Annotated in this window: 14 protein-coding genes; 13 read left to right on the plus strand and 1 reads right to left on the minus strand. The window is 69.5% G+C overall.

Annotation, left to right across the window (positions count from 1 at the left end; all coding sequences use genetic code 11):
- Positions 1-60 precede the first annotated feature (60 nt).
- The 4 genes from ACZ4VI_RS18685 to ACZ4VI_RS18700 all read left to right on the plus strand — a co-directional run bounded on the left by ACZ4VI_RS18685 (position 61) and on the right by ACZ4VI_RS18700 (position 3,609).
- The gene (locus ACZ4VI_RS18685; RefSeq protein ID WP_468000750.1) at positions 61-660 is read left to right on the plus strand and encodes a carboxymuconolactone decarboxylase family protein; all 600 of its coding nucleotides are present in this window, start codon (positions 61-63) and stop codon (positions 658-660) included.
- Positions 660-1,535 carry an SDR family NAD(P)-dependent oxidoreductase gene (locus ACZ4VI_RS18690; RefSeq protein WP_468000400.1) on the plus strand — a complete coding sequence of 292 codons (876 nt, stop codon included), beginning with the start codon at positions 660-662 and terminating at the stop codon, positions 1,533-1,535. The genes ACZ4VI_RS18685 and ACZ4VI_RS18690 overlap by 1 nt, the downstream gene beginning before the upstream one ends.
- 208 nt (positions 1,536-1,743) lie before the next feature.
- On the plus strand, positions 1,744-2,685 hold the full coding sequence (locus ACZ4VI_RS18695; RefSeq protein ID WP_468000401.1) for a carboxymuconolactone decarboxylase family protein: 942 nt from the start codon (positions 1,744-1,746) through the stop codon (positions 2,683-2,685).
- Between the two features lie 183 nt (positions 2,686-2,868).
- On the plus strand, positions 2,869-3,609 hold the full coding sequence (locus ACZ4VI_RS18700; RefSeq protein ID WP_468000403.1) for a helix-turn-helix transcriptional regulator: 741 nt from the start codon (positions 2,869-2,871) through the stop codon (positions 3,607-3,609).
- Between the two features lie 86 nt (positions 3,610-3,695).
- Here ACZ4VI_RS18700 and ACZ4VI_RS18705 read toward each other — a convergent pair whose 3' ends face one another.
- Positions 3,696-4,352, minus strand: a complete 657-nt coding sequence (locus ACZ4VI_RS18705) for a TetR/AcrR family transcriptional regulator (RefSeq protein ID WP_468000405.1) — start codon at positions 4,350-4,352, stop codon at positions 3,696-3,698.
- Positions 4,353-4,428: 76 nt separating this feature from the next.
- Between ACZ4VI_RS18705 and ACZ4VI_RS18710 the strand changes: the two genes are divergently transcribed.
- The 9 genes from ACZ4VI_RS18710 to ACZ4VI_RS18750 all read left to right on the plus strand — a co-directional run bounded on the left by ACZ4VI_RS18710 (position 4,429) and on the right by ACZ4VI_RS18750 (position 14,230).
- Positions 4,429-5,787: a carotenoid oxygenase family protein gene (locus tag ACZ4VI_RS18710; RefSeq protein ID WP_468000406.1), complete on the plus strand. Its 1,359-nt coding sequence runs from the start codon at positions 4,429-4,431 to the stop codon at positions 5,785-5,787.
- 124 nt (positions 5,788-5,911) lie between these two features.
- Positions 5,912-7,552, plus strand: a complete 1,641-nt coding sequence (locus ACZ4VI_RS18715; RefSeq protein ID WP_468000408.1) for an MFS transporter — start codon at positions 5,912-5,914, stop codon at positions 7,550-7,552.
- Positions 7,549-8,652 carry an NAD-dependent epimerase/dehydratase family protein gene (locus tag ACZ4VI_RS18720; RefSeq protein ID WP_468000410.1) on the plus strand — a complete coding sequence of 368 codons (1,104 nt, stop codon included), beginning with the start codon at positions 7,549-7,551 and terminating at the stop codon, positions 8,650-8,652. The genes ACZ4VI_RS18715 and ACZ4VI_RS18720 overlap by 4 nt, the downstream gene beginning before the upstream one ends.
- Positions 8,649-9,344: a maleylpyruvate isomerase family mycothiol-dependent enzyme gene (locus ACZ4VI_RS18725; protein ID WP_468000411.1), complete on the plus strand. Its 696-nt coding sequence runs from the start codon at positions 8,649-8,651 to the stop codon at positions 9,342-9,344. Before ACZ4VI_RS18720 ends, ACZ4VI_RS18725 begins: the two co-directional genes overlap by 4 nt.
- Before the next feature lie 12 nt (positions 9,345-9,356).
- Positions 9,357-9,980, plus strand: coding sequence for a MerR family transcriptional regulator (locus ACZ4VI_RS18730; RefSeq protein WP_468000413.1), 624 nt, complete (start codon positions 9,357-9,359; stop codon positions 9,978-9,980).
- An 84-nt stretch (positions 9,981-10,064) separates the two neighbouring features.
- On the plus strand, positions 10,065-11,030 hold the full coding sequence (locus ACZ4VI_RS18735; RefSeq protein WP_468000415.1) for an LLM class flavin-dependent oxidoreductase: 966 nt from the start codon (positions 10,065-10,067) through the stop codon (positions 11,028-11,030).
- Between the two features lie 219 nt (positions 11,031-11,249).
- Positions 11,250-12,719, plus strand: coding sequence for an MFS transporter (locus ACZ4VI_RS18740; RefSeq protein WP_468000417.1), 1,470 nt, complete (start codon positions 11,250-11,252; stop codon positions 12,717-12,719).
- Positions 12,720-13,028: 309 nt separating this feature from the next.
- On the plus strand, positions 13,029-13,367 hold the full coding sequence (locus ACZ4VI_RS18745) for an ArsR/SmtB family transcription factor (RefSeq protein WP_468000419.1): 339 nt from the start codon (positions 13,029-13,031) through the stop codon (positions 13,365-13,367).
- A gap of 101 nt (positions 13,368-13,468) precedes the next feature.
- Positions 13,469-14,230 carry an isocitrate lyase/PEP mutase family protein gene (locus ACZ4VI_RS18750; protein WP_468000420.1) on the plus strand — a complete coding sequence of 254 codons (762 nt, stop codon included), beginning with the start codon at positions 13,469-13,471 and terminating at the stop codon, positions 14,228-14,230.
- Positions 14,231-14,349: the final 119 nt, after the last annotated feature.

Consider the following 14,349-nt stretch of genomic DNA (forward strand, 5'->3'; position numbering starts at 1 on the left):
GGCGGAGTACAGGGCACATTCCTGAAAGAAACAGGAGTCAGGTTCATGGGTAATCAGCAGATGCCGGGAGTTCGTGTCCCTCTGGTCGAAGAGGCTGAAGCAGTCGGAATGACCGCGGAGCTCTATGAGCGGATCAAGAAGACGACCAGCCTTCCCTTCGTGCCCGACATGTTTCGGCTCATGTCCACCAGGCCGGACCTTCTGGAAGTCGTCCTGACCGGATACACCGGGGCTTTCGGAGACGGCGTCCTGCCGCGTGCGACGCGCGAAATGATTTCGGCGTGGAGCTCGAAGATCAACGGCTGCCCCTATTGCGTGGGGACCCACAACTGGTTCCTGTCGCAGTTCGGTGGCAGTGAGCAACTCACCCAGGCGATCGCCGCGGCGAACGAGCCGGAGGAACTGCCCGTCGACGCACGGACGCTGGCGCTGATGCAGCTGGTGACCCAGGTGAGCAGGGCGGCGTACAAGGTCACGGACGAGGAGTGGGACCGGGTCGCCAAGGCCGGCTGGAGCAACGAGGAGATGCTGGAGGCCGTCTTCACGTCGGCGCTGTTCGCCTTCATCAACCGTCTCGTCGACGGTCTCGGGCTCGGCTCGTCGGTGACCCACAGCCGGATCTCGCAGCAGCCGGACGTCGACTCGGAAGCCGACGGCTGATGGCGGCGCCTCGGGCGATCCTGTTGACCGGCGCCTCCTCGGGCACCGGTCTGTCCTCCGGTACCGGGCGGGCCGCGGCTCTGCGCCTGCACCGGGCGGGCTGGCCGGTGTACGCGACCGCGCGCAACGTCGACGCGCTGGGCGAGCTGGCTGCCGAGGGCATCCAGGTGCTTCACCTGGACGTCACCGACGAGCAGTCGATGGTCGACGCCGTCGACAAGATCACCGCCGAGCACGGCGGCGTCGGCACGCTCATCAACAACGCGGCCTACAGCCTCAACGGAACCATCGGAGAGACTCCGATGGAGGAGGTGCGCCGGCAGTTCGAGACCAATGTGTTCGGCCTGTCGAGACTCACTCAGCTCGTCCTGCCGGGGATGCGCGAGCACGGGCAGGGCCGGGTGGTGATCATGTCCTCGATCTTCGGGCAGTTCGCGACGCCCGGCCGTGGCTACTACCAGGCGACCAAGCACGCCCTGGAGGCCATCGGCGACTCGCTGCGGCACGAGAACGCCCGCTTCGGGATCAAGGTGGTGCTCATCGAGCCGTCCCCCGTCCTCGGCGGCTTCGTGCCCACCACGGTCGCCGATCTCGGGATGTCCCGACAGCAAGGCTCCGAGCTGTACGACGAGTTCTGGGAGTACTTCGTCGACTGGCACGGCGCCTATCGGGAGACCGACCGTCCCACGGGGCGAGGCCGGATGGCCGTGCGCGCCGAGACCGTGGCCAAGGTGATCGAGAAGGCGGTGACCAGCGACAACCCCCGTATCCGCTACCGGATCGGAGTGCCCTCGCGGCTGCTGCCTCGGATGCGCTGGACCATCGGCGACCGTCTCTTCGAGAAGTTCGTGCGCTTCTTCTTCCCGATTCCCTAGAAGCGATTCCCTGGAAACGACGTCCTGAGCGGCCCGGAGCAACTGGAGCAGTCGGAGCGGAGGGAGGGTGCGCCATGCGCCGAAAGCTCGTCCAGTCCTCGTTGCGAGGTCTTTCGTTGATGCAGGTCCGCCACGTCACACCGGTGGGCTTCGACGCGGCGCAGGGCACCGTCGCCCGCGTCTACCGTGAGCTGAGCGGGATTTCGGCGTGCTCGCGCCGCCCATCGCGCTGCACTCGCCCGCGCCCCGACTGCTCTCCGGGAGCTGGTTGATGCTCCGGGAGACTCTGCTGGTCCCCGGTCTCGCGTCCCGAGCGGCGAAGGAGGCCGTGGCCGCCGCCGTCTCGGCCGGGAACGAGTGCCCCTTCTGCGTACGGATGCATGTCTCCACCCTGCGCGGCCTGGTGCACGGTCGCGATGCCATGGCCGTCGAGGAGGGCCGGATCGACAGCGTCTCCGATCCGCAGGTCCGAGCGATTGCCTCCTGGACGAAGGCGAACGCGGTCCGGCACACGCCCGCTCCGGTCGGGGCGCCGTTCCCCCTGGAGCGGGCCCCGGAGCTGGTCGGGGTGGCGGTCACTCTGCAGTACCTCAACCGCATGGTGAACATCTTCCTGGGGGACAAGCCCCTTCCGCCCGGTGCGCCCGACAGGTCACTCGGCCCGGTTCTGGGCGTCCTTTCCTGGCTGATCCGTTCCGCGGCCCGTTCCGTCGGGGAGCCGGGCGTCTCGCTCGATCTCCTCCCGGCGGCGCCGCTTCCCGAGGATCTCTCCTGGGCGGCGGACAGTCCTGTTGTCGCGGAGGCGTTCGCGAAGGCGGCACACGCCGTCGACGAGGCGGCCGAGCGGTCCGTACCCGACTCCGTACGCGCCCTGCTTCGGATCGAACTGGCCCGGTGGGACGGGCGACCGCGGGGGATCAGCCGAGCCTGGGCCGAGGACGCCGTCACGGCTCTGCCCGCCGCCGACCGCCCGGCGGGGTACCTGGCTCTGCTGGCCGCGTTCGCCTCGTACCAGGTCGACGAAACGGTTGTCGCGCGCTTCCGGGAGCGCCGGCCGGAGGACGGCGCCCTCGTCGATCTCACGTCATGGGCAAGCCTGGCGGCTGCCCGCCAGAGCGGAGAGTGGATGCGGAACAGCCTGGGCGCATAGCGGCGGACAAAAGGCTGCCCGCATTAAAGGTGCCGTTGAAGGCTGCATGACATGCCGCTAGTATCGAACGGTTGTCGCAGGCCCAGTGTCGTAGCCTGTTCTCGTTCCGATGGCTCCATCTGCTCTTTCGTTCGCGATGAGGGGGATGTTTTGCAAGCCGCTGTTGAACGTGCAATAAAAACCATGTGGGACCGCTACGAAGAGCCGCTTTCGCTCGATGAGATGGCGAACACCGCCATACTCAGCAAGTTCTACTTCTCCCGAGTGTTCCGGTCATTGACCGGCACCTCGCCGTGCCGGTTCCTGTCCGCGGTCCGAGTCCACAGCGCCAAGGGTCTTCTTCTGGAGACCTCGCTCAGTGTCACCGACATCTCCTACAAGGTGGGATACAACAGTCTGGGGACGTTCACCAGTCGCTTCACCTGGAGTGTCAGTGTCTCGCCCACGCGCTATCGCGCCCTCGCGACGGCGGGCATCCCGGTCAGTCGGCCGCCTCGATTATCCGCTCAGCGCGCGGACGGCGCTCTCCCCGGGTCGGTGCGGGGAACCGTGCGTATCCCGTGGACGGAACTGCCCACGCGTGTCTACGTCGCCGCCTTCAAGGACCCCATCGCGCAAGGGACTCCGGCTGCCTGCGACATCCTCGACTCGTCCAGGGAGTACCGACTGGACGGTCTGCCCGACGGCAAGTGGTACCTGCGTGCGGCCGTGGTCCCCAAGGGTGGCATCGATCCCCGTCCGTGGAACCGCCAGCCCCTGTTCGTCGGCGCCAGTGAGCCGGTGACCGTCCGATCGGGACGGGTCGTCGAAGTCGACCTCCAGACCCGGGAGTTCTGCCCCTTCGACCTGCCCATCCTGTTGGCTCTTCCCGAGCTGGACAGCTGGCAGCTGCCCGAGTACGAACTGGCGGGGATGACGGGCTGACGCCCCGCCCCGACAAGGCGCCATCACCGACCAGAGGCCGCGGAGTTCCGCGGCCTCTTGGCGTTTCCACGGGTGCCGGCGTCCCGTCACGCCCCGCCCGACGGTCCGCCTCGCTCGTGCGTCCGCATGAGCGAGGCGATCGCGTCGTCCCGGTCCGCGCCGGCGCTCACGAGAAGTCCGAGCACCTGCGCCTCGAAGCAGGCATCGGCGTCGTACGGCTCGACGAGATAGCCGCCGAGCTCCAGGGTGACAAGACCGTGCAGCGCGATCCACATCTGATGTGCCATCAGCTGAGCGTCGCCCGCGATGAATCGGCGCATCTCCATGCCTCGTTCCACGGCACGGATGAGGAACCTGAGGGTGTAGCGGCCGTGTTGGCGGTCTTCGTCGGTCAGTGAGAAGCCACCGAGGCTCGCTCCGCCGAACATCACGCCGTAGAGATGACGGTGCTCCAGCGCGTTGCGCCGGTAGGCCCAGCCGAGGGCCCCGATGTCCGCGACGGGGTCGGCCGTCTCACCCACCTCGCCGAGGCGGCGGTCCAGCAACGCGAAGCCGTCCCGCACCATGGCCCGGACCAGGTCCCCCTTCCCGCCGAACCGCGTGTAGACCGCTGTGGTGGAGGCGCCCACCGCGGCGGCCAGGCGGCGCGTCGACAAGGCGGCAGGACCCTCCTCCGCGAGCAATCGGGCGGCCGCCTCGACGAGTTGGGTGCTGACGGTCGGATCTGCTTCTCGTGGGCTCACCCTTGACATCCTTGCACGCCACTGCGAGCCTTCCGTAACGACGTTACGTAACAGTGATTCGCGAGGATGGACAGCGATGCCCACTCATCACACGTACCGCACGTCACACCTCTTGAGCAGCGGATACCAGCCGGTGTCCGACGAGGTCACCCTCTTCGCCCCGCCCGTGCACGGGCGGCTGCCCGCGGAGCTCGACGGCACCTTCCTGCGGATCGGCCCCAACGCGCTGGGCGGCCATGACCCGGCCCGTGACCACGCGTTCGCGGGCGACGCGATGGTGCACGGTCTGCGGCTGCGCGACGGCCGGGCCGAGTGGTACCGCAACCGCTGGCTGCGTACGGACCGGATCGCCCGAGCCCTGGGCGAACTCCCCACGCCGGGGCCCCGCCGCGGACTCTCGGACAACGCCAACGCCAACATCGTCTGCCACGCGGGACGCCCGCTGGCGCTCGGCGACGGCGGAGTGCTGCCGACACAGCTCGGGCCCGAGCTCGACACCCTCGCCCGGATCGACTTCGAAGGCACTCTTCCCGGAGGCTTCAGCGCCCACCCCCTGCACGACCCGCTCACACGGGAGCTGTACGCGGTGACCTACGAGCCGGGCCGGCCCGGAGTCGACTACCTGACGCTGGACGCGTCCGGCCGCGTGCGCCGGCGCGAGGCCATCACGGTGAAGGGCACCCCGATGATGCACGCCTTCTCGCTGACGGAACGTCATGCCATCCTGTACGACCTCCCGGTCACCTTCAGTGCCCGCGAGGCGGCCGCGGGCTCACGTGTCCCCTACGCGTGGGACGACGGCCACGGCGCGCGACTGGGCGTACTGCCTCGCGACGGCGGCGACGCCGACGTCCTGTGGATGGACATCGACCCCTGCTTCGTCTTCCACCCCGTCAACGCGTACGAGCAGGGCCGGGACATCATCGTCGACGTCATCCGTCACCAGCGTGCCTTCGACCGCGACCCCTTGCACCCCAGCGAGTCCGCGCCGTGCCTGTGGCGCTGGACCGTGGACCCCGTCAGCGGCACCGTGACCGAGACCCGACTCTCCGACCACGTCGAGGAGTTCCCTCGCATCGACGACCGGTACACGGGCTCGCCGTACCGCTATGCCTTCGGCGTGGGCATGCGGCCGGGCGAGGGCGCCTCCCTCGCCGGTCCCACACTCCTGCGCCATGACCTCCTGACCGGCCAAGTCGACACGCACCACTTCGGGCCCGGGCGCGAGAGCGGTGAGGCGGTCTTCGTCCCGCGCGATGCCGGTGCCCCCGAGGCGGACGGCTGGCTGCTCAGCCTGGTGCACGACCGTGGCACCGACCGCGGCGAGCTGGTCGTCCTCGACACCGCCGACTTCGCCGGCCCGCCCGTCGCGGTCGTCCCCCTGCCGGTGCGGATCCCGCACGGCCTCCATGCGCAGTGGATCGAAGGCCCCTGAAACGGAGCGACACGCAGACCGGCAACCTGCGAGAAGTCACCGACGGGTGCGGGGCCGCACGATGGCAGGGCCGCCGACGATCACGGCGGCGGCATCCCGTCAGTACGCGACTGAAGGATTCCCCATGCCCCGCGCAGGACACAGAGCCCGCAAGGCCGAAACCGCCCATCGGGGGTTCGAGCACCCGGTCGCCTTCTGGAGCGGCGCGCTCGCCTGCACCCTCGGAGTGCTGCTGCATCTGCCGATGTACGTGAGCGCCCGGCACATGGGGTACCACATGCACGGCATGGAGGCGGACGCGCCGATGATCGCCGGGATGGTGCTGATCGTCGTCGGGCTGCTCGCGACGCTGTACGGCCTGGTGCCCCGCCGCGGAAAGGAGATCCAGCGCGAGTCCGCGCGGATCCGGATCCGCGCACTCGACGACGCCCCGCTCCGAGGCCCGCACATCGCCCTGCTGATCGTGATGGCGATCGCCGTGACCATCGACGTGATGAAACCGACGGCGCTGGCCTTCGTCGCACCCGGAGTCGCGCACGAATACGGCCTGAAGTCGCCCATGAACCCGGGCGGGGACATCCCCGTGTCCTGGCTTCCGCTGGCCGGTATCACGGGCACCGTGATCGGATCCCTCGTCTGGGGATGGCTCGGCGACCGCATCGGACGACGGGCCTCCCTGCTCTTCGCCGGAATGCTCTTCGTGACCACCTCCATCTGCGGCGCCATGCCGGGGTTCACCTGGAACCTGGTGATGTGCGGATTCATGGGCATCGGCGCCGGCGGCATGCTGCCGATCACCTTCACCCTGCTGGCCGAGACCATCCCGGCCCGGCACCGCGGCTGGCTCATGGTGCTCATCGGCGGCGACATCGCGGGCGCGTACATCATCACGAGCTGGCTCGCGGCCGAGCTCACCCCGACGTACAGCTGGCGGATCCTCTGGCTGATCGGCCTGCCCACGGGGCTGATCTTCATCGCCCTGAACCGGTGGATCCCGGAATCCCCGCGCTTCCTCCTGGCGTCCGGCCGGCGCCGGGAGGCCGAGCTCGTGATGGCCCGCTACGGCGCGGTCGCCGAGGAGCGGGACGAGCAGGAGCAGGCCATCAGCGCCGATGTCGGACGTGGCGGCTATCTGACACTGCTCCGCGGCCCGCTCCTGTGGCCCACGCTCGCGATCGGGATCCTCGGCATCGGTGTCGGCCTGATGACCTTCGGCTTCCAGCTGTGGGTCCCCACCAACCTCCGGCATCTCGGCTACTCCGACGTGAACTCGGACTACGTCGTGCGCAACGCCGCGGTCCTCGGCCTCCCGCTGACCGTGGTCGCCGCGTGGATGTACGGGGTCTGGGGGAGCCGGAAGACGCTGGTCACCGTGTGCGCGGTCACGGGGCTCTCGCTGCTGGGGTTCCTCGTGGCGGGTGACTCCCTCGCCGAGGACCGCCTTCTGCTCTCGCTGCTTCTCGTGGTGCCGCTGACCGGCGTCAGTACGGTCGTGGCCGTGGTCGCCGGGTACGCCGCCGAGGTCTATCCGACGCTGGTGCGCTCACGTGGCACGGGACTCGCGGCGGGGATGACCAAGATCGGCGGAGTGCTGATCCTCGCGCTCACCGTCGCCGCCGCGGCCGTCCCCTCCATCGGCATGACCGCGGTCATCGGCGCGGTGCCGCTGCTGCTGGCGGCGCTCTTCTTCCTGCGGGTCGGACCGGAGACCAAGGCCCGGGGCCTGGAGGACATCAGCCGGGAGCTGATGGCTTCCCGCTCGTGAGTGACGACTCCGCACTCCTCGACGGAAAGGTGGGACCGACCATGCTCGTCTCCGTGACGGGTGGGACCGGCTTCGTGGGCGCGCACTCGGTGGCGGCCATGGTGCGGCGCGGCGCCCGTGTGCGTCTGCTCGTCCGCGACCCGGCCCGGGTGGAAACGGCATTGGGCCCCCTGGGGGTGGGACCGGACTCCGTGGAGGTGGTGGTGGGTGATGTCACCGACGCGGGCGCCGTGGCCGAGGCCGTCGACGGCGTGGACGCGGTGCTGCACGCGGCGTCGGTGTACTCCTTCGACAGCAGGCGGCACGCGGAGATGCGGCGGACGAACGTACGAGGCACCGAGCTGGTCCTCGACACCGCGGTGCGCGCCGGAGTGAACCCGGTCGTCCATGTCTCCACCGTGGGCGCGATGTTCCCCGCCGCCTCCCCGACGATCGACGAGAACTCCCCGGTCGGCAGCCCCCGCGAGACGTACCTCAGGAGCAAGGCCGCCGCGGAGGTGATCGCCCGCCGGCATCAGGCGGCGGGCGCACCCGTAGTGATCACCTACCCGCCGGCCCTGCTCGGCCCGCACGACCCCCATCTGGGCGACCAGAACGCCCGGCTGCGCGGAGAGCTGCGGGGCCTGATGCCGCTCTGGCCGCTCGGCGGCTTCCCGGTCGGCGACGTCCGCGACACCGCCGAACTCCATGCCCGCCTCGTCACGGCCAGGGCCGGAGCAGGCGAACGGCACTTCGGCCCGAACCACTATCTGACGACCCGGAGTTACGTCCAGGCGGTGCGCACGGCCACGGGCCGCGCCCTCCCGGCGGCGTTCCTCCCCGCTCGCGCCATGCTGCCGTTCGGCAAGCTCGCGGACCTGCTGCAACGCGTGTGGCCCTGGCACATCCCGGCGGAGTACGGCGCCGTCTACACCTGCGCGTACGCCACGCGTGTCGACGAGAGCGCCTCCACGGGCGGCATCGTTCCACGCCCGGTCGCCGAGACGATGGCCGACACGATTCGCTGGCTGAACGAAGCAGGGCATGTGACCCGACGACAGGCCGGCGCGGCGGCGGACCACCGTCCCCCTGCCCATGACCACGAGGATGCACTCACGTGACGACGACACAACAGCCCCGTACTTTCTACTCCGACGCCTATCGCGGCGTCCGCGTCTCCCTCGCCCGCCTCATGCGGGAACACCCCGACGGCGCGGAGCTGCCCGTGCCCGCGTGCCCCGACTGGACGGTGCGCGAGCTGGTCGGGCATCTGCTCCAGGTCTGCCGGACGGTCATCGCCGAGGACCCCCGTGACCTGCCCGACATCCCGGCGCCCGAACAGGGCCTGTCGGTCGACGAACTCATCGTGGAATGGGCGGAGTTGGACGGGGCGGTGACCGACGCTCTGGTGCGCGCCCCGGGCCTGCGGCCGCGCATCGCACACATGGACGCCCTCTCCCATGAACTCGACATCCGCCGTGCGCTGGACGTTCCACCGACCACCGATCAACCCGCTTTCCCCGACGCCCTCGAACTGGTCGCGCTCGGCTTCGGCCTCAAGGTGGGCGAGCTCGGCCTGCCGACGCTGCGCATCGAGACACCCCACGGTGAGTGGCTGCTCGGTGAGGGCGAGGCCACGGCCACGGTCCGCGGGGCGAGCCTGGACGTGTTCCGCTCGCTGACGGGCAGGCGGACGCTCAGTCAGATCGGCGAACTCTCCTGGAGCGCATCGCCGGAGACCTGGTGGCCGGCCTTCACATGGGGTCCCTTCACTCCGCCGGAGAAGCCCGCCGAGAAATCGACCCCCGCCTGATCTGGAGCGCATGTGCGTCTGTCCGAACTGAACCGCCGCAGCGGGGTCTCCAGCGCGTCCATCAAGTACTACCTGCGTGAAGGACTGCTCCCGCCCGGCCGGGCCGTCGCCGCGAACCAGGCCGAGTACGACGAGTCCCACCTGCACCGCCTGCGACTGATCCGCGCTCTGCTCGGCGTCCGGGGACTGTCGGTGGGCGACGTCAGGCAGGTGCTCGGCGTCATGTCCGCGTGCAAGGGTGAAAGCGACCAACTGGCCTCGCTCTTCGGCCTGTTGCCGATCCCCAGCGCCGGAGTATCGGACCGGGACGACCTGGCGGACAGGGTCGGGGCGAGCGCCCTGATGAAGGAACTCGACTGGAAGGTGCCGGAGGGCCATCCTGCGATACGTGCCCTCGGCCAGTCCCTTCACGCCCTGCGCTCCTTGGGCCTGGACTGCGACTGGGAGTCACTCCTCCCGTACGCCCGCCTCGCCCAGCAGACCGCCGCGCTGGATCTGGACCGGCTCCGGCCGCCGATGGACCCGGGTGACATGGCCGAGCGCGTCGTCCTCCTGACCCTTCTGCTCGACCCGATGCTGCTGGCCCTGCGCCGGCTCGCCCAGGAATCCGAATCCGCTGCCCGGTACGGGTGTTGACGGCGGGTGCGCACGTTGGAAGAAGCGGCTTGTCGAGGCACACGGTTGTACTGATGCGAAACCTGATGACGAGAGGAGTCCAGAGTGAGTCCGGAGATTGGTGTCGCACTTCCGGTCCGTGAATTCTCGATGATGACGCCGGAGAACGCCGCAGCTCCGCTGATCAAGCTGGCGCAGCAGGTGGAGGAACTCCGATTCGACTCGGTATGGGTCGGCGATTCCTTCGTCACACGGCCACGTCTGGAGCCGCTCGCCCTCCTGGGGGCGATATCGATGGTGACCAGGAATGTCACCATCGGTACGGCAGCGCTGACGGCCGTGCTGCGTGAGCCGCACGCGCTCGCCCACGCGATATCGACCCTGGACCAGCTCAGTGGCGGCCGGCTGCGCATGGGCCTCGGCATGGGTGAACCGCTGCCCGTGAACAACGAGAGCGATGCGGTCACCATGTCGTACACCGAGCGGATCACTCGGGTCGACGAGGCGGTGAAGGCCTTCAAGACGGTGTGGCGAGGCGAGGACGACGACCTGAAGGGCGCGTACTACGACCTGTCCGAGCTGCGACAGCAGGGCCCCCCGATGACGCACGGAGGCCCCGGCATCTGGTTGGCCAGTAACGGCAAGCCGAAGGCCGTGGCGCGCACGGCAGCGCTCTATGACGGATGGATGCCGGTCCATATCGAACCCGAGGAGTACCGCGCATCGCTGCAGCGCATCCAGGACGCCGCTCGGGCCGCCGGTCGTGACCCGGAGCGAATCGTCCCGTCGCTGTATCTGAACGTCAACGTCGATCGGGACGCCGTGACCGCCGAAGCGGCACTCAACGACTACACGACGCGTTACTACCAGCTTCCCGTGACGACGATGAAGAAGTATCAGGGGTATTTCGGCGGCACGGAAAAGGAAATGATCGCGTTCCTCCGCGAGTACGTCGACGCCGGATGCCGGCACATCATCCTGCGTATCAACACGTTCACCGATTACGACAGGATCCTGCGGACCATCGGCGAGAACGTCGTCCCCGCCGTCCATGAGATGAACGTCGACTGACATGTGACGGTCAGGACGCTGGACAGGCCCGGGTGGGGCCCTCAGTACGGACCCCACCCGGGCCTCGTTCTGCGCCAATGAGCCTCAACAGCCGAGATGTTGACTCTCCGTCAGGGTTGCAGGTGTTCGACGGGTTGCGTACACTCCTCGGGTGTTCGTGTTTGGTTGAACAGTCTGGGCCCTGCGTCGGGCGTCCCCACCTGAAAGCGGTGTGAATCCATGTCCAGTAGCGTGAAACGAGCCGACGAACCGGCTGCCGACGCGCCCGGAGCAGGCGCTCCCACCCCCTACGCCCGGCGCTGGCTGATGCTGCCCGTGCTGCTCGCGGCCATGTTCATGGTCCAGTTCGACCTGTTCGTAGTGAACGTCGCCGCTCCCTCGCTGGAGCAGGACCTCCACGCCAGCCAGGCCGCCCTGGAGCTCATCGTCGCCGGGTACGGCTTCACCTACGCCGCCGGCCTCGTCACCGGCGGCCGGCTCGGCGACCTGCTCAGCCCGCGCGTGATGTTCCTCGGCGGCACCTTCGCCTTCACCGCTGCCTCCCTGCTGTGCGGCCTCGCCCAGAGCGACGGCCAGCTCGTCGCGGCCCGCCTTCTCCAGGGCCTGACCGGAGCGGCGATGGTGCCGCAGGTACTCGCGCTGATCACCGCGGTCTTCCCGCCGACCGAGCGCGCCCGCGCGATGGGCTGGTTCGGAGTCTCCATGGGCATCGGCGGCGTGGCCGGCCAGGTGCTCGGCGGCGCCCTGCTCCAGGCCGATGTGCTGGACCTGGGCTGGCGGATCATCTTCCTGGTGAACGTGCCGATCGGCCTCGCCGCGGTGGCCCTGGCCCTGGGCCTGCTGCCGAAGACGGCCTCGGGCGCACGGCCCAAGCTGGACCCGCTCGGCGCCATCGGTGTCTCCGGTTCGCTGGCGCTGGCGCTGGTCCCGCTGGTCCTCGGCCGCGCCCAGGGCTGGCCGCTGTGGACCTGGCTCAGCCTGATCGCCTCGGTGCCCGTGATGGTGCTCAGTCTGCGCTGGGAGTCGGCGCTCGCCCGCCGCGGCGGCCAGCCGCTCCTCGACCTCGCCCTGTTCCGTAACACCGTCTTCAACCGCGGCCTCGTCGTGAGCCTCGGCGTCTTCGCCGCCTTCTACAGCTTCATGTTCGCCCTGACCCTGGTCCTGCAGTCCGGACTGGGCCTGAGCCCGCTCGAAGCCGGCTACACCTTCGCCCCGCTGGCCGTGGCCTTCGCCGGCGCCTCCCTCATGGCGCCGCGCAAGGTGGCCACGTACGGCGGCCGGCTCGTCACCATGGGCATCGTCATCGCCGCGGTCGGCATGCTCGCCCTCGCCGCCGTCCTCCAGCTCTCCGGATCCGACACCAGCGCTCTGCTGCTGATCGCACCGATGATCCTCATCGGCTTCGGCAACGGCCTGGCCGTGCCGGTGCTGGCCGGTGTGGTACTCGCCGGCGCACGGCCGGCCAACGTGGGCGCCGCGGCCGGTGTGCTCACCACCATCCAGCAGTTCGCCAGCGCGGCGGGCGTGGCGGCGATCGGCACCATCTTCTTCGCCTTCCTCGGCAACCAGCGGGACGTCGCCGGATACGCCCAGTCGCTCGAGTGGGTCCTCGGGATCGGCCTCGTCCTCATCCTGATCGCCGGCGTCACCAGCCTGAAGCTGCCCCGGCCGCCCAAACCCGCCAACTGACGTCCACCCTCTGACCCGCCGTTCCATAATCCCCCGTTGGAACGGCGGCGGGGGGGGGGGGGGGGGGGGGGGGGGGGGGGGGGGGGGAGGGCGGGGAGGGGGGGGGGGGGGGGGGGTGGCCCCCCCCCCCCCCCCCCCCCCCCCCCCCCCCCCGCGCCCACGCCATGTGGGCCGCACGGATGCTCACATCCGGTTCCAGGCCGACCGATTACACTGTTCAAGAACCAACGAACAGGCGGGCAGGCCCGCCGACCGGGCTTCGAAGGGTCGGGTCCCGGTGTCCGGCGGAAGCTGATCCGGGAGGGCCACGTGACGACGACTCAGACAGGAACAGGCCGTGTCGCACCCAACCACACACATCCCCGGGACGTACCGCTGACAGCGGCGTTGGCCGCTCTGGCGGACCCGATACGCCTGGCGATGGTCCGTGAGCTGAGCGGCGTTCACGACTGGGAGATCACCTGCGGTGCCTTCGACGTACCGGTCGGCAAGGCCGCGCGCAGCCACCACTTCTCCGTGCTGCGGGAGGCCGGAGTGATCGAGCAGCGTGACGAGGGCCCCTGCCGCGTCAACCGGCTGCGCCGCCCGGAGTTCGACGAGCGTTTTCCCGGCCTGCTCGATCTGGTGCTGCGCCCCGAGCTCGCCTGACCGGAGACGTCGCCGGCGGCCGGTCGAGTACGACCCGACAACTGAATAGATCTCAGTGCCACCCCTCATGACCTGCCCTTCTTTCGACGTGGAGGATATCGATGGCCGCTGACATGACGGATCTGAAGGATCGCGCCGACAGGCTCCGCAAGCTGCACGGCGAGGAGATGCTCGTCCTGCCCAACGCGTGGGACGCGGCCAGCGCGGCGGCCGTGGTCGAAGCGGGGTTCCCCGTGGTCGCCACGACCAGCGCCGCCATCGCGGCGATGCTCGGTCATCAGGATGGTGAGCGTGCGCCGTGGCAGGAGATGTTCGCCGCCGCCGGGCGGATCGCCGGGGCGGTGTCGGTCCCGGTCACGGTGGACGCCGAGGCGGGATACGGCATGGAGCCGCGCCAACTGGTCGACCGGCTGCTGGAGATCGGAGCCGTCGGCTGCAACCTGGAGGACACCGATCACCGGGCGGGTGGCCTGACCGAGGCCGGTGCACAGGCCCAGTGGCTCGCGGACGTCCGCTCCGCGGCGGACGAGGCCGACGTCCCGATCTTCATCAACGCCCGCGTCGACACCTTCCTCCCTTCCGGTGGAGTGCCTGAACCGGAGCGGGTTGCCGAAGCGGTACGACGGGGCCGGCTCTACCTGGACGCCGGCGCCGACTGCGTCTACCCGATCGGCGTGCGCCAGAAGAGCGACATCGCCACCCTCGTCGCCGAACTGCCCGGCCCGGTCAACGGCAACACCGGTGAACACCTGGACCTGGCCACGCTCAAGGAGCTGGGCGTGGCGCGCGTGTCCTTCGGGCCCCGCTTCTACCGCGTGGCCATGGCCGACCTGAAGGCGAGCGTCCAGAAGCTGCTGGCCTGACCTGCGAATCGGCCACGCAACGGAGCGGGGGGGGGGGGGGGTTCCCCGGGGGGGGGGGGGGGGTTGGTTTTTTTTTTGTTTTTTTGGGGGCGACACCTCAAAACTGCCCCGGTGGGCCC

Source organism: Streptomyces sp. NPDC029169 (genome assembly GCF_055563935.1).